18 protein-coding genes are annotated in these 24,203 nt (G+C 66.5%); 13 read left to right on the forward strand and 5 right to left on the reverse strand.

Going from position 1 to position 24,203, the window contains the following annotated elements; all coding sequences use genetic code 11:
* Positions 1-4: 4 nt before the first annotated feature.
* The 6 genes from tilS to Q4F19_RS02360 all read left to right on the forward strand — a co-directional run bounded on the left by tilS (position 5) and on the right by Q4F19_RS02360 (position 8,303).
* Positions 5-1,075 (forward strand): tRNA lysidine(34) synthetase TilS, encoded by a 1,071-nt coding sequence (gene tilS, locus Q4F19_RS02335; protein ID WP_303539524.1) that lies wholly within the window; start codon positions 5-7, stop codon positions 1,073-1,075.
* A gap of 106 nt (positions 1,076-1,181) precedes the next feature.
* A complete protein-coding gene (ftsH, locus tag Q4F19_RS02340; RefSeq protein ID WP_303539525.1) occupies positions 1,182-3,128 on the forward strand; it encodes an ATP-dependent zinc metalloprotease FtsH in 1,947 nt (648 codons plus the stop codon).
* Between the two features lie 190 nt (positions 3,129-3,318).
* On the forward strand, positions 3,319-5,091 hold the full coding sequence (locus Q4F19_RS02345) for an adenylate/guanylate cyclase domain-containing protein (RefSeq protein WP_303539526.1): 1,773 nt from the start codon (positions 3,319-3,321) through the stop codon (positions 5,089-5,091).
* Between the two features lie 345 nt (positions 5,092-5,436).
* Positions 5,437-6,666, forward strand: a complete 1,230-nt coding sequence (tyrS, locus tag Q4F19_RS02350; RefSeq protein WP_303539527.1) for a tyrosine--tRNA ligase — start codon at positions 5,437-5,439, stop codon at positions 6,664-6,666.
* A 10-nt stretch (positions 6,667-6,676) separates the two neighbouring features.
* The gene (locus Q4F19_RS02355; protein ID WP_303539528.1) at positions 6,677-7,555 is read left to right on the forward strand and encodes a bestrophin family protein; all 879 of its coding nucleotides are present in this window, start codon (positions 6,677-6,679) and stop codon (positions 7,553-7,555) included.
* 46 nt (positions 7,556-7,601) lie between these two features.
* Positions 7,602-8,303 (forward strand): EI24 domain-containing protein, encoded by a 702-nt coding sequence (locus tag Q4F19_RS02360; protein ID WP_303539529.1) that lies wholly within the window; start codon positions 7,602-7,604, stop codon positions 8,301-8,303.
* Here Q4F19_RS02360 and Q4F19_RS02365 read toward each other — a convergent pair.
* From Q4F19_RS02365 to Q4F19_RS02380, 4 genes are all read right to left on the reverse strand, one after another.
* Positions 8,284-9,174, reverse strand: coding sequence for a bestrophin family protein (locus Q4F19_RS02365; RefSeq protein ID WP_303539530.1), 891 nt, complete (start codon positions 9,172-9,174; stop codon positions 8,284-8,286). The genes Q4F19_RS02360 and Q4F19_RS02365 overlap by 20 nt on opposite strands.
* Positions 9,175-9,238: 64 nt before the next feature.
* Entirely contained in the window at positions 9,239-9,451 is a 213-nt protein-coding gene (locus Q4F19_RS02370; protein ID WP_303539531.1) for a hypothetical protein, read from the reverse strand.
* A gap of 246 nt (positions 9,452-9,697) precedes the next feature.
* The gene (gene recG, locus Q4F19_RS02375) at positions 9,698-11,758 is read right to left on the reverse strand and encodes an ATP-dependent DNA helicase RecG (protein ID WP_303539532.1); all 2,061 of its coding nucleotides are present in this window, start codon (positions 11,756-11,758) and stop codon (positions 9,698-9,700) included.
* Between the two features lie 21 nt (positions 11,759-11,779).
* Positions 11,780-12,163 carry a hypothetical protein gene (locus Q4F19_RS02380; RefSeq protein ID WP_303539533.1) on the reverse strand — a complete coding sequence of 128 codons (384 nt, stop codon included), beginning with the start codon at positions 12,161-12,163 and terminating at the stop codon, positions 11,780-11,782.
* A 178-nt stretch (positions 12,164-12,341) separates the two neighbouring features.
* Between Q4F19_RS02380 and Q4F19_RS02385 the strand changes: the two genes are divergently transcribed.
* From Q4F19_RS02385 to Q4F19_RS02395, 3 genes are read left to right on the forward strand one after another with little or no spacing between them, the layout of a single operon-like run.
* Positions 12,342-12,608, forward strand: coding sequence for an FAD assembly factor SdhE (locus Q4F19_RS02385; protein ID WP_303539534.1), 267 nt, complete (start codon positions 12,342-12,344; stop codon positions 12,606-12,608).
* A 4-nt stretch (positions 12,609-12,612) separates the two neighbouring features.
* Positions 12,613-16,089, forward strand: a complete 3,477-nt coding sequence (gene mfd / locus Q4F19_RS02390) for a transcription-repair coupling factor (protein WP_303539535.1) — start codon at positions 12,613-12,615, stop codon at positions 16,087-16,089.
* Positions 16,086-16,553: an alpha/beta hydrolase gene (locus tag Q4F19_RS02395; protein WP_303539536.1), complete on the forward strand. Its 468-nt coding sequence runs from the start codon at positions 16,086-16,088 to the stop codon at positions 16,551-16,553. The genes mfd and Q4F19_RS02395 overlap by 4 nt, the downstream gene beginning before the upstream one ends.
* 511 nt (positions 16,554-17,064) lie before the next feature.
* On the opposite strand, the gene Q4F19_RS02400 is transcribed toward Q4F19_RS02395, so the two are convergent.
* Positions 17,065-17,541 (reverse strand): hypothetical protein, encoded by a 477-nt coding sequence (locus tag Q4F19_RS02400; protein WP_303539537.1) that lies wholly within the window; start codon positions 17,539-17,541, stop codon positions 17,065-17,067.
* A gap of 39 nt (positions 17,542-17,580) precedes the next feature.
* Between Q4F19_RS02400 and Q4F19_RS02405 the strand changes: the two genes are divergently transcribed.
* From Q4F19_RS02405 to Q4F19_RS02420, 4 genes are read left to right on the forward strand one after another with little or no spacing between them, the layout of a single operon-like run.
* A complete protein-coding gene (locus Q4F19_RS02405) occupies positions 17,581-19,236 on the forward strand; it encodes a M20/M25/M40 family metallo-hydrolase (RefSeq protein ID WP_303539538.1) in 1,656 nt (551 codons plus the stop codon).
* A 2-nt stretch (positions 19,237-19,238) separates the two neighbouring features.
* Positions 19,239-20,876 (forward strand): M20/M25/M40 family metallo-hydrolase, encoded by a 1,638-nt coding sequence (locus Q4F19_RS02410; RefSeq protein WP_303539539.1) that lies wholly within the window; start codon positions 19,239-19,241, stop codon positions 20,874-20,876.
* On the forward strand, positions 20,876-22,522 hold the full coding sequence (locus Q4F19_RS02415; protein ID WP_303539540.1) for a M20/M25/M40 family metallo-hydrolase: 1,647 nt from the start codon (positions 20,876-20,878) through the stop codon (positions 22,520-22,522). Before Q4F19_RS02410 ends, Q4F19_RS02415 begins: the two co-directional genes overlap by 1 nt.
* Positions 22,519-24,192 carry a M20/M25/M40 family metallo-hydrolase gene (locus tag Q4F19_RS02420; protein ID WP_303539541.1) on the forward strand — a complete coding sequence of 558 codons (1,674 nt, stop codon included), beginning with the start codon at positions 22,519-22,521 and terminating at the stop codon, positions 24,190-24,192. The genes Q4F19_RS02415 and Q4F19_RS02420 overlap by 4 nt, the downstream gene beginning before the upstream one ends.
* The last annotated feature ends 11 nt before the right edge of the window (positions 24,193-24,203 follow it).

Genomic DNA, 24,203 nt, shown 5'->3' on the forward strand with positions numbered 1-24,203 from the left:
CGCGATGATCGCGCCGCCTGCACCCGATCTGGTCGCGCGCTTCGAGCGTGATGTGATGCGCCTCCTCAATCCTCCCCTGCAAGGGGAGGGGGACCATGCGAAGCATGGTGGAGGGGGCGTGCGGCGATGCGCGACCTTGCCGGTGAGCCCCCTCCACCAGCCTGCGGCTGGTCCCCCTCCCCGTACCGGGGAGGAATTGCTCGCCTTCGCCGTCTCCGGCGGTCCGGACAGCCTCGCTCTGCTCCTGCTCGCCGCGGCCGCCCGCCCCGGCCGGGTTGCCGCCGTCACCGTCGATCATGGCCTGCGCCCCGAAGCCGCGGCCGAGGCGCGCTTCGTCGGCGAGGTCTGCGCCTCGCTCACCGTCCCGCACGAGACGCTGCGCATCACCGTCCGCGACGATCCGGCCGGCGTCCAGGCCGCCGCCCGCAACGCGCGCTATGCGGCGATGGCGGAATGGGCACGCAAGCAAGGGATCGGTGCGCTCGCCACCGGCCATCATCTCGACGATCAGGCCGAGACCGTGCTGATGCGGCTCGAGCGCGGCGCGGGCGTCGCGGGCTTGTCCGGTATCCGGCCCACCCGCCTGCTCGATCACGGCGTCCGCCTGATCCGGCCCCTGCTCGGCTGGCGGCGCCGGGACCTCGTCGCGATCGTCACCGCGGCGGGACTCGCTGCCGTCGACGATCCGTCCAACCGCGATCCGCGCTTCGATCGCGCCGCCGTCCGCGCGCGGCTCGCGGGTGGATGGCCCGATCCCGAGCGGCTCGCCGCGGTCGCGGGCCATATGGCGCAGGCCGAGGACGCACTGTCCTTCGCCGCCGATCGCCTGTTCGCCGAGCGCTTCGATGGCGCGGCCGGTACGCTCGCCGCGGCCGATCTGCCGCGCGAGCTGCGGCGGCGCCTGCTCGTCAAGGCATTGAACCAGCTTGCGAAAGACGCCGTCCTGCGCGGCGATGAGGTGGATCGCCTGCTCGATCGGCTCGCCGCGGGACGGGTCTCGACGCTCGCCGGCATTCGCATCGATCCCGGCCCACCGTGGCGCCTTGCCGCCGCCCCGCCGCATCGATCAGGCTGATCGCCGTTCTTCTCCACCGCACTTCCGCCCGATCGGCGCTTGTTCCATTGCCATTAACCCCTCGTGCCCTACATAATGGCGGTTCTCGAAAGGCTGGTAAGCGCGCATGAGCGAAGACAAGACACCGCAAGGACCGAACCCCTGGATGAAGAGCCTCGCCATCTGGCTCGGCATCCTGCTGGCGATCGTCCTCTTCGTCTCGATGTTCGAGAGCGGCACGCGCCAGCCGGCCGGCGAGAGCATCGCCTATTCGGAATTCCTCGCCCGCGTCGAGGACGGCTCGGTCAAGGAAGCCGATATCGGCAACGGCGTGATCGCCGGCAAATATTCGAACGGCGCCGCCTTCAAGACCTATGCGCCCAACGATCCGAGCCTGATCCAGCGTCTGTCCGCCAAGAACGTCACGTTCCGCGCGCATCCGGAAGAGCAGGCCTCGATCTGGCAGCTGCTGCTGTATCAGAGCTTCCCGTTCCTGATCCTGCTCGGCATCGGCTATTTCGTGATGCGCCAGATGCAGAAGAATGCCGGATCGGGCGCGATGGGCTTCGGCAAGAGCCGCGCCAAGATGCTGACCGAAAAGCAGGGCCGCGTCACCTTCGACGACGTCGCCGGCATCGACGAGGCGCGCGAGGAGCTGCAGGAGATCGTCGATTTCCTGAAGGACCCGTCCAAATTCGCCCGCCTCGGCGGCAAGATCCCGAAGGGCGCCTTGCTCGTCGGATCGCCCGGCACCGGAAAGACCCTGCTCGCCCGCGCGATTGCGGGTGAAGCCAAGGTGCCGTTCTTCACGATCTCGGGCTCCGATTTCGTCGAGATGTTCGTCGGCGTCGGCGCGAGCCGCGTGCGCGACATGTTCGAGCAGGCGAAGAAGAACGCGCCGTGCATCGTCTTCATCGACGAGATCGACGCGGTCGGCCGTCATCGCGGCGCGGGCCTCGGCAACGGCAATGACGAGCGCGAGCAGACGCTCAACCAGCTGCTCGTCGAGATGGACGGCTTCGAGGCGAACGAAGGCATCATCATCATCGCCGCTACGAACCGTCCCGACGTGCTCGATCCGGCGCTGCTGCGTCCGGGCCGCTTCGATCGCCAGGTCGTCGTGCCCAAGCCCGATATCGAGGGCCGCGAGAAGATCCTCGCCGTGCACATGAGCAAGGTGCCGCTGGCGCCCGACGTCATCGCCCGCACGCTCGCGCGCGGCACGCCCGGCTTCTCGGGCGCCGATCTCGCCAACCTCGTCAACGAAGCGGCTCTGCTCGCCGCGCGCAAGGGCAAGCGTCTCGTCGCGATGCGCGAGTTCGAGGAGGCCAAGGACAAGGTCATGATGGGCGCCGAGCGCAAATCGATGATCATGACCGAGGACGAGAAGCGCGCCACCGCCTATCACGAGGCCGGCCACGCGCTCGTCTCGCTGCACGTCCCCGGCTGCGATCCGCTCCACAAGGTCACGATCATCCCGCGCGGCCGCGCGCTGGGCGTGACGTGGAACCTGCCCGAGCGTGATCGTTATTCGATGACGATGAAGCAGATGAAGGCGCGTCTCGCGCTCTGCTTCGGCGGCCGCATCGCCGAGCAGCTCATCTACGGCAGCGACGAGCTCAACACCGGCGCCTCCAACGACATCCAGCAGGCCACCGAAATGGCGCGCTCGATGGTCATGGAATATGGCATGTCCGAGAAGCTCGGCTGGCTGCGCTATCGCGACAATCAGGACGAGGTGTTCCTCGGCCACTCGGTCTCGCGCAACCAGACGATGTCGGAAGAGACGGCACGCCTGATCGACAGCGAAGTCCGCCGCCTCGTCGAGGAAGGCGAGATGAAGGCCCGCCAGGTGCTGACCGACAATCTCGATCAGCTCCATCGCCTCGCCGCGGCCCTGCTCGAGTTCGAGACGCTCAACGGCGAGGAATCGAAGAAGGCGATCGTCGGCGAGGATATCGGCCGCGAGGATCCCAAGGATCGCGCGCCCCGCAGCCTCGCCATCGGCGGCTCCTCGATCCCCAAGAGCCGCCGCCCCGGCGGCTGGGGCGAGCCGACGCCCGCGGGCGCATGAGGCTCCCACAATCGCGAACACCGAAAGGGCGGCTTCGGCCGCCCTTTTTGTTTGGCGGGCCGATCGGCTTGGCCTGAGAAGCTCCCGCGAAACCGCAAACTTTCCTGAGCGGACCGACCCGCGTCGTTGCGCAGCCGATCCGTTCGCACTAGCCTTGCGGCGGGGTGTGGGGCCCTGGGGGCAGACAGGGGTGGCGCAGGCTTTCGCAGCACGAGGCGGTCCGCGGCGGCTCGGCCGATTCACGATCACCCGCAAATTCGTCGGGCTCAGCGTGATCCTGCTCGCGACGATGCTCGCCGCGGCGATCTACGCCTTCTTCCAGGCGGCCAGCATCGATCGCGAGGCGAAGGTCCTCGTCGAGGCGCTCGAACCGCTCAAGCAGGAGATCGCCTCGATCGTGCAGGCGACGGCCGAGGAGGAACTCGCGAGCGAGCGCGCGCTCCGTTATGGCGGCCCGCAGGTGCGCGATACGGCACGTCACGGCGAGCAGCTCGCGCGGTTCGAGACCTATAACCGCGAGATCGATGCGCGGCTCGCGGCGCTGACCCGGCATATCCGCGCTTATGAAGACGCCGAAATCTCGACCGAGGCGGCGGTGGCGCTGGGCCGGCTGCAGCTGGAGAGCGAGACCGTGCGGCGCGAACATGCGACCTATCGCGCGGCGGTCCGCGCCTTCCTCGCGCCCGGTCCCGTCGCGATCGACGGAACCAGCCTACGCGAGAGTGAGGCGATCGACAGCGAGAAGCGCGTCCTCTCCGCTCTCGAACGGATGAGCGGCGAGGCCGCGGCGCTGGCGAAGAAGGACGAGGCGCGGCTCGCGGGGCTCGAACGGCGCAGCTTCATCGTCTCCGTCGAGAATCTGGGGCTCGCCATCTTCGGATTCGTCGCCGGATCGGTGATCTCGCTCTTGCTGACGCGGCGGATGCTGACCCCCGTGCGCAGCCTGATCGCCGGCGCGGAGGAGGTCGGCCGCGGCAATCTCGACGTGACGCTGCCCACGACCCAGACGGACGAGATCGGCCAGCTCTCGCATGCCTTTCTGGATATGGTCGAGGAGCTGCGCACGAAGGCGGCGATGCGCACGACCTTCTCCAGCTACATGGATCCGCGCGTCGTCGATCGCCTGCTCGGCGCCGGGCGTGCCGAGCTCGAGGCCGGCGAGAAGCGCGAGATGACGGTCTATTTCTCCGACCTGCAGAATTTCAGCACGATCGCCGAGACGCTGACGCCGACCGCGCTCGTCCGGCTGATCAACCGCTATCTGGCTTATGCCGGCGAGCCGATCGCGCGCTACCAGGGCGTGATCGACAAATATATCGGCGACGCGGTGATGGCCTATTGGGGCGCGCCGTTCAGCAGCGACGAGCCGGCGCTCTCCGCCTGCCGCGCCGCGCTCGGCCAGCGCCAGCAGCTCGCGATGCTGCAGAAGGAGCTGCCCGAGCTGCTCGGCCTCCGGCGCGGCGCGCCGAAGATCGCGGCGCGGATCGGCTTGGCGACGGGCGATGTCGTGCTGGGGTCGATCGGATCGCTGACGTCGAAGAATTTCACGATCATGGGCGACACGGTCAATATCGCCTCGCGGCTCGAGGGCGCGAACAAGGCCTATGGGACGCTGATCCTCGCCGACGAGGCGACGGTGATCCAGGTCCGCAACCGGATCGAGGTGCGCGAGATCGATCTGCTCGCGCCGGCGGGCAAGACCGAGGCGATGCGCGTGTTCGAGCTGATCGGCGAGATCGGCGCGGTGCCGCCCGAACAGATCGAGCTGCGCGATGCGTTCGAGGCGGGTCTTGCCGCCTATCGCGCGGGCGACTGGGACGGGGCCGAGGCGCGCTTCGGCGAATGTTTGCGGATCGTGCCGGACGACGGACCTGCGACCACCTTCCTGGGACGGGTCGCGAGCTTCCGCAGCGCCGCCCCGGCCGACGGCTGGGGCGGAGTGTGGCAGAGCGTGACGAAATAGGTCTGCCCGTGCCCCATTGCTGACCCAACAGAAGCCGGAAACACCGATCTGCTGACCATTTGCAATGTAGGATTCCGTGTGACATCTGGACTGTCCGCCCACGCCGAGGAGCCGGACATGATGACCACCGCGTCCCCTATCGACCATGCACCGCGCCGCACCGGCGCACGGACCGAGCTGCCTCACTGGCCCGCTCGGGGCGGTGGCCGGAAATATGCTCGGCAATGGTCGATCGCGTCCGGGGAACGCAGTTGGGGGGTGACGTAGTGTCAACTTTGTCAACTTCCGCGACGTGCGATCGCGCTGGTGGCCTCCCTTACCGGCCCATGCTAGGCGCGCGCCGCCATGTCTGAATACACATCCGATCTGCTCCGCCTGCTCGACGAGCGCGGCTACATCCACCAGGTTACCGACGCTGCCGCGCTCGATCGGCTCGCGTCTGGCGCGATCGTGCCCGGCTATATCGGCTTCGATCCGACCGCGCCCTCGCTGCACGTCGGCAGCCTCGTCCAGATCATGTTGCTGCGCCGCATGCAGCAGACCGGCCACAAGCCGATCGTGCTGATGGGCGGCGGCACCGGCAAGATCGGCGATCCGAGCTTCAAGGACGAAGCGCGCAAATTGCTCGCCGCGGACGGCATCGCGGCCAATCTCGCCTCGATCAAGCGCATCTTCGAGCGCTTTCTGACGTTCGGCGACGGCCCGACCGATGCGGTCATGGTCGACAATGCCGATTGGCTCGACGCGCTCGAATATATCCCGTTCCTGCGCGATGTCGGCCAGCATTTCTCGGTCAACCGGATGCTGAGCTTCGACAGCGTCAAGCTGCGCCTCGATCGCGAGCAGTCGCTCTCGTTCCTCGAGTTCAACTACATGATCCTCCAGGCTTATGATTTCCTGGAGCTGTCGCGCCGCGCGGGCTGTCGCCTGCAGATGGGCGGATCGGATCAGTGGGGCAATATCGTCAACGGGATCGAGCTGGCCCGGCGCATGGACGGCCAGGAGGTGTTCGGCGTCACCACGCCGCTCATCACGACCGCCGACGGCGGCAAGATGGGCAAGACGATGGCCGGTGCGATCTGGCTGCACGAGGATCAGCTGCCGCATTTCGATTATTGGCAATTCTGGCGCAACACCGACGATCGCGACGTCGGCCGCTTCCTGCGCCTGTTCACCGATCTGCCGCTCGACGAGATCGCGCGGCTGGAGGCGCTGCCGGGTGCCGAGATCAACGAGGCGAAGAAGATCCTCGCCGACGAGGCGACCGCGATGTGCCGCGGGCGCGGCGCGGCCTCGGTCGCCGCCGCCACCGCACGCGCCACGTTCGAGGAAGGCGGCGCGGGCGAGGATCTGCCCAAGCTCTCCGTGCCGACCGGCTCGATCCCGCTCATCCAGGCGCTGACCGTGCTCGGCCTTGCCGGCTCGAACGGCGAGGCGCGCCGCAAGATCGCCGAGGGCGCGGTCCGCCTCAACGATCTGCCGATCAAGGACGAGAAGTTCGAGATCCAGCTCGAAGCGGAAGCCAGCGTCAAGATCAGCCTCGGCAAGAAGCGCCACGCGCTGCTGACGCGCTGAGCCGCCCCCGATGATCGTCGCCAGCGTCCCCAATGTGAAGACCATCGTGCGCGAGGTCTGGAAGCCGCTGGTCGTGCTGATCGTCTGGGACGTGGCGGTGACCGTCTTCTACGTGATCTCGCCGTTCAAGGCCCCGTCCCTGCCGCTGACCCTCTTCGGCTCGGCGCTGGCCTTGTTCCTCGGCTTCCGCAGCAATTCGGCCTATCAGCGCTGGTGGGAAGGCCGCGTGCTGTGGGGCGCGCTGATCAACGCCTCGCGCAGCCTCGCGCGCAACGCGATCGCCTTCCTCGGCCGCGACGATCCGCGCGCCCGCGCGATCATCCTCCAGCAGATCGCCTATGTTCACGCGCTGCGCTGCCAGCTCCGCCGCCAGCCGCTCGACGAGAAGGTCTATGCGTTCGTGCCCAAGGACGAGGCCGAGGCGCTGCTCCAGACGCAGAACCCGGCCAACAGCCTGCTGGAAGGCACGGGCCGGCGCGTCGCCGATGCGCTCCGCGCAGGGCAGATCGACACGATCCAGCAGGTCCACCTTGATGCGATCCTCGTCGATGTCGCCAATGCGCAGGGCGGGATGGAGCGGCTCAAGAACACGCCTTTGCCCAATCAATATCGCTTCGTGCCGGCCTTGTTCACGCGGCTCTTCTGCCTGCTGCTGCCGATCGGTCTGGTGGAAACGCTGGGCCTCGTCACGCCGATCGGATCGACGGTCGCGAGCCTGATGTTCCTCGCGGTCTTCGCGATCGGCGAGGATCTGACCGATCCGTTCGGCAACAGCGTCCACGATCTCCCGCTGTCGTCCATGTCCCGGACGGTCGAGGCCAATCTGCTGCAATCGCTGGGCGAGGAAGCGCCCCCGCCTTTGCTGCCCGACAATGGCGTGCTCTGGTAACAGGCGCGATGGAACCGCTGCGCGGCCGATCGATTGACCAGGGATCGTGCTCCGCGTCCTGCCTCTGTCGCTGATCGATCTCACCCAGCCGCGGATCCTCGCGATCCTGTTCCGCTCGCTGTTCGTGACGTTGCTGATCTTCCTGGGGCTCGGCATCGGCGCGGTCTGGGCGCTCGACGGCGCGGATCCCTGCCTGTGGTGGAGCGGCCAGAGCTGCGAGTTCGGCCTGTCGGCGAGCGGGCTCGGCGCGCTGGTCATCACCGTGCTCGGCATCTGGCTGCTCTTTCCCGCCGTCGCGCTGGGCGTGATCGCGGCATATTCCGATCGCATCGTCGCGACCGTCGAGGCGCTCCATTATCCCGACGCTGCAGCGGCCGCACGGCCCGCGGGCGTGGGCGGCGGCCTGGTCCTCGGGCTGCGCTCGGCGGGCCGGCTGCTCGTCTACAATCTGATCGCTCTGCCCTTCTACCTACTGCTGCTGGTCACGGGCGTAGGCACGATCGTGCTGTTCGTGCTCGTCAACGGCGTCGCGATCGGCCGCGATTTCGGCGAGATGGTCGCCGCGCGCCATGGCGACGGCCCGCTGCGCCGCGAATGGCTGCGCGCCACGCGCGGCGAACGCGCCGCGATCGGCATCATCATCACCTCGCTCTTCCTCGTCCCCATCGTCAACCTCATCGCCCCCCTGCTCGGCGCGACGATGGCAACGCACCTGTTCCACCGGGACGCTAGCGCAACACCCCGTTGACGGGCGCGAGCGGCTCCGGCGCGGGATCGCCGATCGCCTGCAGCAGATCGATCTCGATCGTCCGGCAGATCGCGCCCAGCGGGATATCGTGAACCGTATTCGCGAAGGGATCGACGAGATCGTCGCCGATCCTGAGCGCGGCGAGGAACATCAGCCCCGCGACGGTCGATCCGATCGGCGTGGCGATGCCCAACGCCTCGACCAGCCCGATCGGCAGCAGCAGGCAGAAGAGCCGGGTGAAGAATTCGGGGAAGAAGCGGAAGCCGTTGGGCAGCGGCGTATTCTTGATCCGCTCCATGCCGCCCTGCGCATTGGCGATATCGATCAGCACGCTCTCGATCCGCGACTGCTGGACGGTATCGATGTGCCCCTGCCGCTGCGCCTCGGCGATGCGCCGTCCGGTCCCGTCGAGCAGGCCGTTGGCGGCGTTGGTGCGCCCCAGTCCTTCCTGCGCTTCCTCCGGGCTCAATCGCCGCAGGATTTCGGGCGCGGGATCCTGCCGGCGCAGCTGGCAGCGCAAGGCGTTCACATAGGCGATCTGACGCAGCACGATCGTGCGCCGCAGATCGCGCGTCGCGGGTCCGTCGACGCCGAGGAACGCAGTCGTCGCGCGCGCCAGGCTGCGCGAGCTGTTGACCATCGCCCCCCACAGGATGCGCCCCTCCCACCAGCGCTGATAGGCCGAGTTGCTCTTGAAGCCGAGGAACAGCGCCAGCACCGTCCCGAACAGAGTCAGCGGCAGCGCCGGCGCGTGGAACGGCATGATGAAATAGAAAGCGGTGACGGCGACGTCCCACAGGAACAGGACGCTCAGCACCTTCCAGACATCGGCGACGATCTGGCGGATCCGGGGTATGCGTTCGACGATCATCGATTTCGAGCTCGGTGGCGAAGGGCGGTGGAAAGGCAGCGCGCGGGCGCGCTCCAGCGGAACATCAATCCCCATCGGTCGACGCTTCGTCCGAGACGCCCGATGCGACCATGCGCAGGCCGAGCAGCCCGACCATCAGCGCCGCGCGCGAAGCGGCGATCATCGTCTGCGGCGTTTCGGTAAGGTGCGTCGCAAACAGCAAGGCGATGCCGACGAACAAGGCGCTCGCGACGAGCAGCAGGCGCCAATGCAGGCGGCGGGCGGCAGTGAGGATCATGCGGGACTCCGGCCGGGATCGGTGCCGCTCGCGAACGAAACGACGGGCTCTCTCTCCGGTGCATCCCGCTCGTGACGGCGGGCATGGGAGGCCAGATCGCCAGTTCGGTCGCCCGCGCCAAGGCCGAGCGGCACGCGCGCAAGCATTCCTGCCGCGCCGGACACGCTCGGAAAGATAAGGGCTCCGGAGCCACGCCGCAGCAACGTCCGGACATCGCAACGTGACGAAGCATGTCCGCCCGCCGGCTCAGCCCGAGCGCAGCAGCCCCACCGCGGCGTCACGCTCGAACAGATAGAGCGCGATCCGCGCCGCCTGCCCGCGCGGCCCTTCCAGCCCGCCGTCGCGATCGACGAGCAGGCAGGCGTCGTCGGTCGCGGTCTCGATCAGCGCCTGCACCTGCTCCGGGCTCGCGAGCCGGAACGCCGCCTCGCCCGACTGGCGCGTGCCGAGGATCTCGCCCGCGCCGCGCAGGCGCAGATCCTCCTCGGCGATGCGGAAGCCGTCATTGCTCTCGCGCAGCAGCGCGAGGCGTGCGCGCGCCGTCTCGCCTAGGATCCCGCCGCGAAGCAGGATGCAGACCGAGCGCCCCTCGCCCCGCCCGACCCGCCCGCGCAACTGGTGGAGCTGGGCGAGGCCGAAGCGGTCGGCATGCTCGATGATCATCAATGTCGAATTGGGCACGTCGACGCCGACCTCGATCACCGTCGTCGCAACCAGCACGCCGATCCGGCCGGAAGCGAAGGCCTCCATCGCCTGATCCTTTTCCGGGCCCTTCATCCGCCCATGGATCAGCCCGACCTTGTCGCCGAAGCGCGCCTTCAAAGCGATCGCGCGACTTTCGGCGGCGGCGAGGTCGCTCGCCTCATTCTCCTCGACGAGCGGGCACACCCAATAAGCCTGCCCGCCCGCGGCGAGATGCCGGCCGAGCCCGTCGACGACCTCGTTCAGCCTGTCCTCCGAGATGACGCGCGTCTCGATCGGCTGGCGGCCGGGCGGGCGCTCGTCGAGCCGGCTCACGTCCATCTCGCCATATTGGCTGAGCGTCAGCGTGCGCGGGATCGGCGTCGCGGTCATCGCCAGCAGATGCGGCGGACGCTCGGCCTTCTGGGTCAGCAGCATCCGCTGCGCGACGCCGAAGCGATGCTGCTCGTCGATCACGACGAGGCCGAGCTTCCGATAGGCCACCGCCTCCTGGAAAATGGCGTGCGTGCCGACGAGGATGTCGATCGATCCGTCGGCGAGCCCCATCATCGTCGCCTCGCGGACGCGGCCCTTGTCGCGCCCGGTCAGCACCGCGACGTTGACGGGCAGGCCGCCGAGCTGGCGCGACAGCGTCTCGTAATGCTGGCGCGCAAGGATCTCGGTCGGCGCGAGCATCGCCGCCTGTGCGCCGGCCTCGACCGCGACCAGCATCGCCATCAGCGCGACGAGCGTCTTGCCCGCGCCGACATCGCCCTGCAGCAGCCGCAGCATCGGCGTCGCCTGCGCGAGATCCCCCTCGATCTCGCCGATCGAGCGCGTCTGCGCGCCGGTCGGCAAGTAAAGCAGCTTCAGCGCGTCGCGCAGCCGGCCATCTCCTGCGAGCGGCAGCCCCCGGCGGCGGCGCGAACTTGCCCGCACGAGCATCAACGCGAGCTGATTGGCGAAAATCTCGTCATAAGCGAGCCGCTCCTGCGCGATCCGGTCGCTGGGATCCGCGTGGAGCCGCGTCACCGCCTCGCGCCAGGCGGGCCAGCCGCGCGTGGCGAGCAGGCTCGGCTCGATCCATTCGGGCAGATCGGGCATCCGTTCGGCCGCCGCCTCGATCAGGCTCGCCAGCCGCTTGTTCGATAGCCCCTCGGACAGCGGATAGACCGCCTCGCGCGCGGGCAGCGCCTTCGCCTCCTCGAGCGCCATCACCTCGGGATGGACGATCTGGAGCCACTGGTCGTAGCGCTCCAGCTTGCCGCTGATCGTACGCGGCTCGCCGAGCGGCAGCAATTTCTTCGCGTAGCCGGACCCGCTCCGGAAGAAGACCAAAGCGACAACGTTGCCGGCCGCATCGGTCGCGACGACGCGCGCCGGCGCCCGCGCCGAGCCGCCGAGCCGATATTCGGTCGGGGTGACGACGGTGGTGACGATCTGGCCGACATCCGCCTCGTCGAACTCCGCGACCGTCTTGCGATCGATCCAGCCCGTCGGCAGGTGAAACAGCAGATCGCGCACGCGCGCCAGACCCAGCCGCGCGAGCGGCTTGGCGAGCGCCGGTCCGACGCCTTTCAGGGCCTCGATTTCGGTGAAGAGCGGGTGAAGTATGTCCGGCCGCAAGCGCTGCCCAAACCCGTATCGTCAGTCGGTCAGCCAGACGAGATCGAAACGGCCGCCCTTCCAGATCGCGACGCCGTCCGATGCCTCGCGATAGCCGAAGGCAAGCTCGTTGCCCTTGAGATGGACGCGCGGCCGATCGCAACGCACGCCGCGCGTGCCGAGCCCCTTGCCGCATGCGGTCGCGAACTCGCCGCCCTGCGCCTTGCCGAGATAGAAATTGGCCGGATCGGCGAGCGACATCAGGAAGAGCGGCTTGCCCGCGTCCGCGCCCCGCCGGATCATCACGCGATAGCCTTCGGCCGCCTTCACCAGCTCGGCCGTGTCGCGCTTGCCGTCATGATCGAAATCGCCCGTCACGGACGGCAGAGCGGCCAGCGACAATGCGGCGGCGAGAAACGGTATCATTCAGCGTGCCCCGGCGATGGAAAGCCGTCGCGATAACTACCCGCGCCCCGATCGAAGCGCAACAAACGAGACGCCGGCGACCATTGTTTCCCCGGGCCGACCCCCTTAGATGTCGCGGCCGCACTCCCCTCAACCGGCGCCGCAAAGCGGCTGCCGGCCGCACCGCATTGGACCCAAGATGGACCGCGATACCCGCCTCAAGCGCCTGCGCTTCCGCGCCTGGCATCGCGGCACGAAGGAGGCCGATCTCATGATCGGCGGCTTCTTCGATCATTGCGGGCAGGATTGGAGCGAGGCCGAGATCGCCTGGTTCGAGGATTTTCTCGAGGAACAGGATGTCGACATCATGGCCTGGGCGATGCGCGTGCAGCCGATCCCGACACGCTGGCAGGGGCCGATGATCGATCGGCTGTGCGTGCTCGATTTCGTCAAGGTCGAGAAGTAGGCGCATGGCCGATGTATCGCGCATCCTGAAAGCCGGCGAGGCGCTGACGCTCGCGGGCGCGCCGACGGGCTTCCTCCCCTGGCTGATGGCCGATCTCGCGCGCGCCGCGGTCAAGAACGGCAAGGGCGGCCGCGCCGTCTTCGTCGCTCCCGACGAGATCGGGATGCGCGCGGTGGCGGAGGCCGCGCGCTTCTTCGCGCCCGAGGTCGAGACGATCACCTTCCCGGCCTGGGACTGTCTGGCCTATGACCGCGCCTCGCCCTCGCTGCGCGCGACGTCGGAGCGGCTGGCCGCGCTCCACATGCTCCAGCACAAGGTGACGGCGCCGCAGCTGCTTGTCACCACAGTGAACGCAATCACGCAGCGGACGCTGACGCCGTTCCGCATCCGCCAGCTCGCGGCGACGCTCGCGCCGGGCGAGCGGATCGATCGCGATGCGCTCGCCGAATTGCTGCAGGCGAACGGCTATGTCCGCACCGATACGGTGCACGAAGCCGGCGAATATGCGGTGCGCGGCGGGCTCGTCGATCTGTTTCCGTCGGGCGAAAGTCGCGCGCTCCGCCTCGACTTCTTCGGCGACGAGATCGAGAGCCTGCGCCAGTTCTCGGCGGACGACCAAAGGACGACAGCGCGGATCGAGGGCTTCACCCTGCTCCCCGCCTCCGAAGCTCTGCTCGACGCCGAGAGCATCAAGCGCTTCCGCACGCGCTATCGCGAGAAGTTCGGCGCCAACGCCACCGGCGACCCGCTGTACCAGGCCGTCTCCGAAGGACGCCGCCTCTCGGGCATGGAGCATTGGCTGCCGATGTTCGAGGAGAAGCTGTCCAGCCTCTTCGACCATCTCTCGCCCGATGACCTGATCGTCCGCGATCATGGCGCGGACGGCGCGGCCGAGGCGCGGTTCGCCGCGGTGCTCGACTATCACGAGAATCGCGTTCGCGCGCTCAAGTCGGATCCGGGCAGCTATCGCCCGCTCGCGCCGTCCGATCTGTACCTGATGCAGCGCGAATGGACCGAGACGGTCGCAGACCGCCCGATCCACCTCGTCACGCCGTTCCATGAGCCCGAGAGCGATCGCGTGATCGATTTCGGCGTCGATCCCGCGCGCGATTTCGCACCCGAGCGCGCGCAGAACGCCAACGTCTACGATGCGGTGGTCGAGCATCTCGGCAAGCTCGCCATGACCAAGCGCAAGGTCGTGCTTGCCAGCTATTCGGCCGGCGCGCGCGAGCGGCTGAAGGGCCTGCTCGCCGATCACGGCCTCGACTCCGCGATGTTCGCGGATGACTGGCAGGATGCGCTCGGCCGCGCCTTCAAGCCCGGCACGACCGCGCTCGCGGTGCTGCCGCTCGATCACGGTTTCACGACGCCCGATGTCGCGCTGCTGACCGAACAGGACATGCTGGGCGACCGGCTCGTCCGCCGCCAGAAAAGGCGCAAGTCGACCGACGCGTTTCTCGCCGAACTGGCGACGCTTTCGCCCGGCGACCTCGTCGTCCATGCCGATCACGGCATCGGCAAATATGAGGGGCTGACGCAGATCCCGGTTTCGAAGGTGCCGCACGATTGCGTCGCGCTTTCCTATGCCGGCGGCGACAAGCTCTACGTCCCCGTCGAGAATCTCGAAGTCCTGTCGCGCTACGGCTCCGAGGAAGGCGCGTCGCTCGATCGGCTTGGCGGCGAGGCGTGGCAGCGCCGCAAATCGAAGATGAAGGAGCGGATCCGCGAGATTGCGGGCGAGCTCATCGCCACCGCCGCGCTGCGCGCGTTGCGCGCCGCCGACATCGCGCAACCCGACGCCGCCTACAACGCCTTCGTCGATCGCTTTCCGTATCAGGAGACCGACGATCAGGATCGCGCGATCGGCGATGTGCTCGACGATCTCGCTGCGGGCAAGCCGATGGACCGGCTCGTCTGCGGCGATGTCGGCTTCGGCAAGACAGAGATCGCGCTGCGCGCCGCCTTCGTCGCGGCGATGGCCGGCTTCCAGGTGACGATCGTCTGCCCGACGACCCTGCTCGCCCGCCAGCATTACAGCTCGTTCCAAGAGCGCTTCCGCGGCTTCCCGATCAACATCGGTCGCCTCTCCCGCCTCGTTCCCGCCGCTGAGGCGAAGCGCACGAAAGAGGGGCTCGCCGACGGCACGATCGACATCGTCATCGGCACGCACGCCGTCCTCGCCAAGGGGATCGAATTCAAGCGCCTGGGTCTCGTCGTCGTCGATGAGGAGCAGCGCTTCGGCGTCGTCCACAAGGAGCGGTTGAAGGCGCTCAAGACCGACGTCCACCAGCTGACGCTCACCGCGACGCCGATTCCGCGAACATTGCAGATGGCGATGTCGGGCCTGCGCGAACTGTCGGTGCTGCAGACCCCGCCGGTCGATCGCCTTGCCGTGCGCACCTATGTGGCGCCGTGGGATCCGGTCGTGATCCGCGAGGCTTTGCTGCGCGAACATTATCGCGGGGGGCAGAGCTTCTTCATCGCCCCGCGCGTCGCCGACCTGCCCGACATCGAGGAGTTCCTGCGCAAGGAAGTCCCCGAAGTCCGCTACGTCGTCGCGCACGGGCAGATGGCGGCGGGCGAGGTCGAGGAGCGGATGTCCGCTTTCTACGACAAGAAGTTCGAGGTGCTCGTCTCGACGACGATCATCGAGAGCGGGCTGGACATCCCGTCCGCCAACACGATGATCGTCCACCGCGCGGATCGCTTCGGGCTGGCGCAGCTCTATCAGATCCGCGGTCGCGTGGGTCGGGCGAAGACGCGCGCTTATGCCTATCTGACGACGCCACCCAACCGCCAGATCACCGAGACCGCCGCCAAGCGGCTCCACATCCTGTCGAACCTCGACACGCTCGGCGCAGGCTTCCAGCTCGCCAGCCACGATCTCGACATTCGCGGCGCGGGCAATCTGCTCGGCGACGAGCAATCGGGGCATATCAAGGAGGTCGGCTTCGAACTCTACCAGTCGATGCTGGAAGAGGCGATCATGGACGCAAAGGCCGGCGGCCTCGCCGAGGCGCTACGCTCGAAGGAATTCTCGCCGCAGATCAGCGTCGACGCGCCGCTGATGATCCCCGACGAATATGTCCCCGATCTGGATCTGCGGATGGGGCTCTATCGTCGCCTCAACGAGCTCGACGACAAGGGTGGGATCGAGGCGTTCGCCGCCGAGATGATCGATCGCTTCGGGCCGCTGCCCGACGCGACGCAGAATCTGCTGACGGTGATGGAAACCAAGCTCAACTGCCGCAAGGCCTGCATCGCCAAGCTCGATGTCGGCCCGAAGGGCGCGCTCGTCACCTTCTTCGAGGATCATTTCCCCGATCTGGAGGGGCTGATCGCCTATGTCGGCAAGCTGAAGGGCACGGCGCGGCTGCGTCCCGACAGCAAGCTCGTCATCCAGCGCGATTGGCCCAACGCAGAGAACCGGCTCAATGGCGCATTGCAGCTGTCGCGCGGCCTCGCCAAGATCATGAAATGATCCGCCGCGCATTTGCCATGCTGTCCGTTGCGCTCGGCCTCGCGGCGGGCAGCGCCGCCGCCGCGCGGATCATGGACTGGGACGATCTGCTCGGCCGGCCGCGCCCGAAGGCCGACGCGTCGATCGCTTATGGCCGCGATCGGCTGCAACATGTCGATCTGTGGCGGCCGCGCGGGCGAGGCCCCTTCCCCGTCGTCGTGATGATCCATGGCGGCTGCTGGCGGACCGATGTCGCGACCGCGGATATCATGGACTGGGCGGCGGACGATCTGCGCCGGCGTGGCATCGCGGTGTGGAACGTCGAATATCGGGGTGTCGATCGGCCGGGCGGCGGCTATCCCGGCACCTTTCTCGATATCGCCGCCGGGTCCGATCTGCTGGGCCGCATCGGCGCGCGCTATGGCCTGAGGACGGACCGCGTCGTCGTGCTCGGCCATTCGGCGGGCGGGCATCTCGCGCTCTGACTGGCGGCGCGGCGCGGCATCCCCGCGCGAAGCGCGCTGCGCGCGCCGGCCCCGCTGCGGATCGCAGGCGCGGTCAGCCTCGGCGGGCTGCCCGATCTGGAAGTCGCATCGGCACCGCCGGGCGACACGTGCGGCCCGAACGCCGTCGCCCGCCTCATCGATGGCGGAACGGGGCGGCGCGATCTGTTCACGGACACGTCGCCGGCGCGGCTTGCCCAGCCCGCCATCCCGATCCGGCTGATCAACGGCGAACTGGACGGCATCGCACCGCCGGCCGCGGCGGAGGCCTATGTCACGCGCGTCCACAACGCCGGGATCCGCCGTATCGCTATCGAGGACGAAGCGCATGTCGAGGAAATCGCACCCGGCACGCGCAGCTGGGCGGCGGCGATCGATTTCGTGACGGAGATCGTGCAGCCGCGCGAGCGGCATCTGCCGCGATAGGCCCTAAGCGGCCGTTTTGCGGCCATTCGCGCCGATAAGCTTCGCCAAACGGCCGCAACGATTCACCTTACGAAACGATCGAAAAGGTTTGTGACGGGAATCGACGCGGGGATGCCTCCAATGTTGGAAAGTTCCATCCCGTTAACGTCTGGCCGATCAAATAAGCCGGGAACCGCAAGCTGATTCCCGTTACCATCGGGTTACGGGAAAAAAGCCTGGCCGCGTTCGCGATGGCCATCGGCGTGGGGAAGCGCCCTTCGAGGGCGACGGGGATATCGAAAGGCGTGAAGCTCTGACGAGGGGGGTCTGATGTCGCGCGCGCTGCCAACACCATATCGCCTCGCGGCGCTCCGTGGCCGGATGTCCGGCTCCGCGTTCGGATCGCGGCGCGCCTGATCGTGAATCGCCGCACCGCCCCTTTGCTTTCGCATCGCCGGGTGGCGGCTCGTTTCCGGTCCTCGCGCTCGGGCCTCCGCGCGGCCAGCGCCGCCAACGGGGCGGTGTCGCGCAGCTCTTCGGCCCCCAGCGGCTCGATCGAATTCAATCCAACCCAGCCGGGTGTCGGCAGCGGAGAATGACTGTCATGACCACGACTCCACGCATGAAGACGATCTCGAGGATCGCCGGCACGGCGGCCCTGGCCCTCGCGCTCGCCGCCTGCGGCAAGAGCGGCGACGGCGCCAACACGACGACCGCGAGCGCCGAGAGCGCCGGACCGAAACTCGGCATCCGCCCGAGCGGTGACGAGACGGTCGGCCCCGACATGTCGAAGATCAAAAATGCCGACCTCCCCAAGGTGTTCGACTATATCGACAAGCATATCGACGAGCATGTCGTGAACTTGCAGAAGTGGATCCAGCAGCCGTCGATTTCGAATACCGGCGAAGGTATTCAGGAATCGGCCGAAATGGTGAAGGGTTTCCTTGATCAGCTCGGCTGCCAGAAGACGCAGGTCTTCGATGTCGGCAAGACCAAATATGGCACGCAGGGCAATCCGGTCGTCTACGGCAAGTGCGACGAGGGGGCGAAGAAGACGCTGATCGTCTATTGGCAAGGCGATACGATGCCGGTGACGCAGCCGGATCTGTGGAAGGCGCCGCCGTTCGAGGGTCGCCTCGTCGAGCAGGCCCCGTTCAAGAAGGTGCTGATCGGCCGAGGCGCGATCAACTCCAAGGGCCCGGAGATGACCTTCCTCAACGCGCTCATGTCGATCAAGGCAGTGACGGGGAAGCTGCCCGTAAATCTGATCTTCGTCGTCGAGCATGACGAGGAGCGGATGGATATCGGCCTTAACAAGTTCATGACCACGCACATGGACATGTTCAAGGGCGCCGACGGCGTCTGGGGCGGCGGCGGTTCGGAGGGCTGCGTGTTCTTCGAGCTTAAGACGAGCGGCAAGAGCTGGGGTCGCGGCCCGGTCTATTCGGACATCCATGGCGGCAACAAGCGCTCGGTGGATTCGCCGGCCTGGCGCCACATCCAGATGCTCTCGAAGCTGGTATCCGAGGATGGCAACACCGTCCTGATCCCGGGCTTCTACGACAATATCGTGCCCAACAGCCCGGAGACCGAAGCGGCGCTGCGCAAGACCGCCGAGACCTATGACCTGAAGCGCGCGGCCAAGAATCTGGGCGTCGCCCGCTTCATCTCGGACGATCCCTATACGCAGCTGAAGATGCAGCGGACGGGTACGTCGATGAACCTCGACGGCATCTGGGGCGGCAACATGTTCGCCGGCGGCTCCGGCGCGATCCTGCCCAACCAGATCATCTCCAAGCACGCTTTCCGCTACGTGCCGAACATGGACGGGCCCGATCTCGTCGCGAAGGTCCGCAAATATCTCGATCAGCTCGGCTACAAGGATGTCGAGATCAATCTCATCGGCGATGTGCCTTGGGCGATCCGCGATCGGAACAACGATCAGGCGCGGGCGATGACCTATGCGCAGGACATCTTCACCAAGCCGCTGACGCCCGGCGGAAGCGGCGCCTATTGGCCGGCTTACCTCTTCTCCGGCAAGGAGACGAACATCGATCTGCCGATCGCGGCGGTCCGCGGCGGCACCGGCGGCAACGCGCATGCGGCCAACGAATGGTATGTCATCGAAGGCGCCGGCAAGCAGTTCGGCATGGCGACCGCCGAGAAAATGGTCGCGACCGCGCTCTATGTCTATGCTGGGCTGAACGGCCCGATCCCGGTCAAGACCGAAAAAGCCAACGGCGCGGACGGAGGGTCCTGATTATGAAGAAATTCGTCCCCCTCGTCTCGGCGATCACGCTCGCCCTCGCGCTCGCCGCCTGCGGCAAGAGCGGCGGCGGCGCCAATACGACGACCGCGAGCGCCGAGACCGCCGGACCCAAGCTCGGCATCCGCCCCAGCGGTGACGAGACGATCGGTCCCGACATGGCGAAGATCAAGAATCCCGATCTTCCCAAGGTCTTCGACTATATCGACAAGAATATCGACGAACATGTCGTCAATCTGCAGAAGTGGATCCAGCAGCCCAGCATCTCGAATACCGGCGAAGGTATTCAGGAAAATGCCGAGATGGTGAAGGGCTTCCTCGATCAGCTCGGTTGCCAGAAGACGCAGGTCTTCGACGTCGGCAAGACCAAGTACGGCACGCAGGGCAATCCGGTCATCTACGGCAAGTGCGACGAGGGTGCGAAGAAGACGCTGATCGTTTACTGGCAAGGCGATACGATGCCGGTGACGCAGCCGGATCTGTGGAAGGCACCGCCGTTCGAGGGCCGGCTCGTCGAGCAGGCGCCTTTCAAAAAGGTGCTGATCGGGCGCGGCGCGACCAACTCCAAGGGTCCGGAGATGACCTTCCTGAACGCCCTGATGTCGATCAAGGCGGTGACGGGCAAGCTGCCCGTCAATCTGATCTTCGTCGTCGAGAATGACGAGGAGCGGATGGATATCGGCCTCAACAAGTTCATGACGACGCACATGGACATGTTCAAGGGCGCCGACGGCGTCTGGGGCCCGGGCGGCTCGGAAGGCTGCGTGTTCGTCGAGCTGAAGACGAGCGGTGCCAAGTGGGGCCGCGGCCCGGTCTATTCGGACATTCACGGCGGCAACAAGCGCTCGGTCGACAGCCCGGCCTGGCGCCACATCCAGATGCTCTCGAAGCTGGTCTCGGCCGACGGCAACACCGTGCTGATCCCGGGCTTCTACGACAATCTGCTGCCGAACAGCCCGGAGACCGAGGCGGGCCTGCGCAAGACCGCCGAGACCTACGATCTGAAGAAGGCCGCCGAGCGGCTGGGCGTCGCGCGCTTCATCTCGGACGATCCCTATACGCAACTCAAGATGGCCCGCACCGGCACGTCGATGAACATCGACGGCATCTGGGGCGGTAACATGTTCGCAGGCGGATCGGGCGCGATCCTGCCCAACCAGATCATCTCGAAGCACAATTTCCGCTACATGCCCAACATGCATGGGCCGGACATCGTCGCCAAGCTGCGCAAATATCTGGACAAGCTCGGTTATTCGGACGTCGAGATCAACCTCGTCGGCGATGTGCCGTGGGCGGTGCGCGACAGAAATAACGATCTCGCACGCGCGAATGCCTATGCGACGGAGATCTTCACGAAGCCCGTCTCCGCGGGCGGCACGGGCGCCTACTGGCCGGCCTATCTGTTCTCGGGGCAGGAGACGAACATCGATCTGCCGATCAGCTCGGCGCGCGGCGGCACCGGCGGCAACAGCCACGCCGCCAACGAATGGTACGTCATCGAAGGCGCCGGCAAGCAGTTCGGCATGGCGACGGCCGAGAAGATCGTCGCGACCGCGCTTTATACCTATGCGGGGCTCAACGGCCCGGTTCCGGTCAAAGAGAAGACAAGCGCCGGTGATGGAGGTGGCTCATAATGAAGTTCGTATCGCTCGTTTCGGTGATGGCCCTCGGCCTCGCTCTTTCCGCCTGCGGCAAGAGCGACGGGGGCGGCAACGCCACCGCCGCCAAGGATAGCGCACCCAAGCTCGGCATCCGTCCCTATGGCGACGAGACCGTCAAGCCGGACATGACGAAGATCAAGAATGCCGATCTTCCGAAGGTGTTCGACTATATCGACAAGCATATCGACGATCATGTCGTGAACCTGCAGAAGTGGATCCAGCAGCCGTCGATCTCGAATACAGGCGAAGGTATTCAGGAATCGGCCGAGATGGTAAAGGGCTTCTACGATCAGCTCGGCTGCCAGAAGACGCAGGTCTTCGAACCCGGCAAGACCAAGTGGGGATCGCAGGCCAATCCGGTCGTCTATGCCAAGTGCGACGAGGGCGCGAAGAAGACGCTGATCGTCTATTGGCAATATGACACGATGCCGGTGACGCAGCCCGATCTGTGGAAGGCGCCGCCGTTCGAGGGCCGCCTCGTCGAGCAGGCGCCGTTCAAGAAAGTGTTGATCGGCCGCGGAGCGACCAACTCCAAGGGTCCGGAGATGACGTTCCTCAACGCGGTCATGTCGATCAAGGCCGTCACGGGGAAGCTGCCGGTCAATCTCATCTTCGTCGCCGAGGGTGACGAGGAGCGGATGGACATCGGCCTCAACAAGTTCATGTCCGAGCATATGGACCTGTTCAAGGGCGCCGACGGCGTCTGGGGTCCGGGCGGTTCCGAAGGCTGCGTGTTCGTCGAGTTGACGACGAGTGGCAACAAATGGGGCCGCGGCCCGGATTATTCGGACATCCACGGCGCGTTCAAGCTCGCCGTCGACAGCCCGGCGTGGCGCCATATCGAGATGCTGTCGAAGCTGACCACGGATGGGGGCAACAAGGTCGCGATCCCCGGTTTCTACGACGATCTCCTTCCTCCGACGAAGGAAACCGAGGCCGGGCTGCGCAAGGCGGCAGCAGGCTATGACCTGAAGAAGGCTGCGAAGAATCTCGGCATCACCCGCTTCATCTCGGACGATCCCTATACCGTGCTCAAGATGCTGCGCACGGGCACGTCGATGAACCTCGACGGCATCTGGGGCGGCAACATGTTCGCGGGCGGCTCTGGGGCGATCCTGCCCAACAAGATCACGTCCAAGCACAATTTCCGCTACCAGCCGAACATGACGGGGCCGGACATCGTCGCCAAGCTGCGCAAATATCTCGATCAGCTCGGCTACACGGACGTCCAGATCAACGTCGTCGGCGACGTGCCTTGGGCGATCCGCGACCAAAATAACGATCTCGCCAAGTCGAACGCCTATAGCCGGAGCATCTTCGGCGGCAGCGGCGGCATGGCGTTCGCCGGCGGCGGCGGTGGTTACTGGCCGGCCTATGTCTTTGCAGGCAAAGAGACGAACATCGATCTGCCGATCAGCGCGGCTTATGGCGGCGCCGGCGGCAACGCGCATGCCGCCAACGAGTGGTATGCGATCGAGGGTTCGGGCAAGCAGATGGGCATGGCCAGCGGCGAGAAGCTCGTCGCGACCGCGCTCTACAGCTTCGCGGGGCTCAACGGCCCGATCGCGGCGCCCGCCCCACCCGCTCCCACCGCACAGAAGGCAGGCTCCGGATCGTGAAGAACAAGACCGTCTCGCTCGTCTCGCTGATGACCTTGTCGCTGGCGCTCGTCGCCTGCGGCAAAGGCAGCGAAGGCGGCAACGCCACCGCCGCGCGGGAGAGCACCGCGCCCAAGCTCGGCATCCGTCCGCAGGGCGACGAGACGGTCAAGATCGACAAGGCGATGATCCACAATGCGGATCTGCCGAAGATCTACGATTATATCGACAGCCACATCGACGAGCATGTGAACAACCTGCAGAAGTGGATCCAGCAGCCGTCGATCTCGAATACCGGCGAAGGTATCCAGGAATCGGCGGAGATGGTGAAGGGCTTCTTCGACCAGCTCGGCTGCCAGAAGACGCAGGTCTATGACGTCGGCAAGACCAAGTGGGGCCAGCAGGGCAACCCTGTCGTCTATGCCAATTGCAACGAAGGCGCGAAGAAGACGCTCGTCATCTACTGGATGTACGATACGATGCCGGTCACCCAGCCGGATCTGTGGAAGGCGCCGCCGTTCGAAGGCCGCCTCGTCGAACAGGCGCCCTACAAGAAGGTGTTGATCGGCCGCGGCGCGGTCAACTCCAAAGGCCCCGAAATGTCGATGCTGAACGCTTTGATGTCGATCAAGGCGGTCACCGGCAAATTGCCCGTCAACCTCATCTTCGTTGCCGAGGGCGACGAGGAGCGGATGGACATCGGCTACAACAAGTTCGTTACCTCGCATCCCGAGCTGATGAAGGGCGCCGACGCGATGTACACGTTCGGCTTCCAGCAGGGCGGCTCTGGCTTCGTGCTGTCGGGCTCCGAAGGCTGCGTGTTCGTCGAGCTGACGACGAGCGGCAAGAGCTGGGGGCGCGGCCCGGTCTATTCGGACATTCACGGCGGCAACAAGCGCTCGGTCGACAGCCCCGCCTGGCGCCACATCCAGATGCTCTCGAAGCTGACCGATGCCAGCGGCAACAAGGTGATGATCCCCGGCTTCTACGACAATATCGTGCCGCTGACGCCCGAGAAGGATGCCGAGCTGCACGCCCAGGCCAAGGGCGTCGACATGAAGAAGGCGGCCGAGGGCCTCGGCGTCGCCCGCTTCACCTCGGACGATCCCTATGAGATGCTCAAGATGGCGCGCTACGGCACGTCGATGAACCTCGACGGCATCTGGGGCGGCAACATGTTCGCCGGCGGCTCCGGTGCGATCCTGCCCAACAAGATCACCTCGAAGCACAATTTCCGCTACGTCCCCAACATGACGGGGCCCGACATCGTCGCCAAGCTGCGCAAATATCTCGATCAGCTGGGCTACAAGGATGTCGAGATCAACATCGTCGGCGACGTGCCCTGGGCCAAGCGCAGCACGGACAACGAGATCGGTCGCTCGGTCTACGCCGCGTTCGACCAGTTCGGCATCGGCCATGCACCGATCACGGCGATCGAGAGTATCGGCGGCGGCTATTGGCCGGCCTATCTGTTCGCCGGCAATGGCGCGCCGTTCGACATCCCGATCGTCGGCGGCATGCTCGGCAGCGGCGGCAATGCCCACGCCGCCAACGAATATTATGTCATCGAAGGTGCGGGCAAGGTCTACGGCATGGCCGGCGCCGAGAAGTCGGTCGTCGCCGTGCTCTACAATTATGCAGGTCTCAACGGCCCGATTGCCGCCACCCCGCCCCCGGCCAAGAAGAACTAGGCCTCACTTTT

The organism is Sphingomonas natans, from assembly GCF_030546695.1.
GTDB lineage: Bacteria > Pseudomonadota > Alphaproteobacteria > Sphingomonadales > Sphingomonadaceae > Sphingomonas_I > Sphingomonas_I natans.

Coding starts and splice junctions, on each gene's coding strand:
- tilS (WP_303539524.1), top strand. CDS start 5: ATGATCGCGCCGCCTGCACCCGATCTGGTCGCGCGCTTCGAGCGTGAT.
- ftsH (WP_303539525.1), top strand. CDS start 1,182: ATGAGCGAAGACAAGACACCGCAAGGACCGAACCCCTGGATGAAGAGC.
- tyrS (WP_303539527.1), top strand. CDS start 5,437: ATGTCTGAATACACATCCGATCTGCTCCGCCTGCTCGACGAGCGCGGC.
- Q4F19_RS02355 (WP_303539528.1), top strand. CDS start 6,677: ATGATCGTCGCCAGCGTCCCCAATGTGAAGACCATCGTGCGCGAGGTC.
- Q4F19_RS02365 (WP_303539530.1), bottom strand. CDS start 9,174: ATGATCGTCGAACGCATACCCCGGATCCGCCAGATCGTCGCCGATGTC.
- Q4F19_RS02370 (WP_303539531.1), bottom strand. CDS start 9,451: ATGATCCTCACTGCCGCCCGCCGCCTGCATTGGCGCCTGCTGCTCGTC.
- Q4F19_RS02380 (WP_303539533.1), bottom strand. CDS start 12,163: ATGATACCGTTTCTCGCCGCCGCATTGTCGCTGGCCGCTCTGCCGTCC.
- Q4F19_RS02385 (WP_303539534.1), top strand. CDS start 12,342: ATGGACCGCGATACCCGCCTCAAGCGCCTGCGCTTCCGCGCCTGGCAT.
- mfd (WP_303539535.1), top strand. CDS start 12,613: ATGGCCGATGTATCGCGCATCCTGAAAGCCGGCGAGGCGCTGACGCTC.
- Q4F19_RS02395 (WP_303539536.1), top strand. CDS start 16,086: ATGATCCGCCGCGCATTTGCCATGCTGTCCGTTGCGCTCGGCCTCGCG.
- Q4F19_RS02405 (WP_303539538.1), top strand. CDS start 17,581: ATGACCACGACTCCACGCATGAAGACGATCTCGAGGATCGCCGGCACG.
- Q4F19_RS02410 (WP_303539539.1), top strand. CDS start 19,239: ATGAAGAAATTCGTCCCCCTCGTCTCGGCGATCACGCTCGCCCTCGCG.
- Q4F19_RS02415 (WP_303539540.1), top strand. CDS start 20,876: ATGAAGTTCGTATCGCTCGTTTCGGTGATGGCCCTCGGCCTCGCTCTT.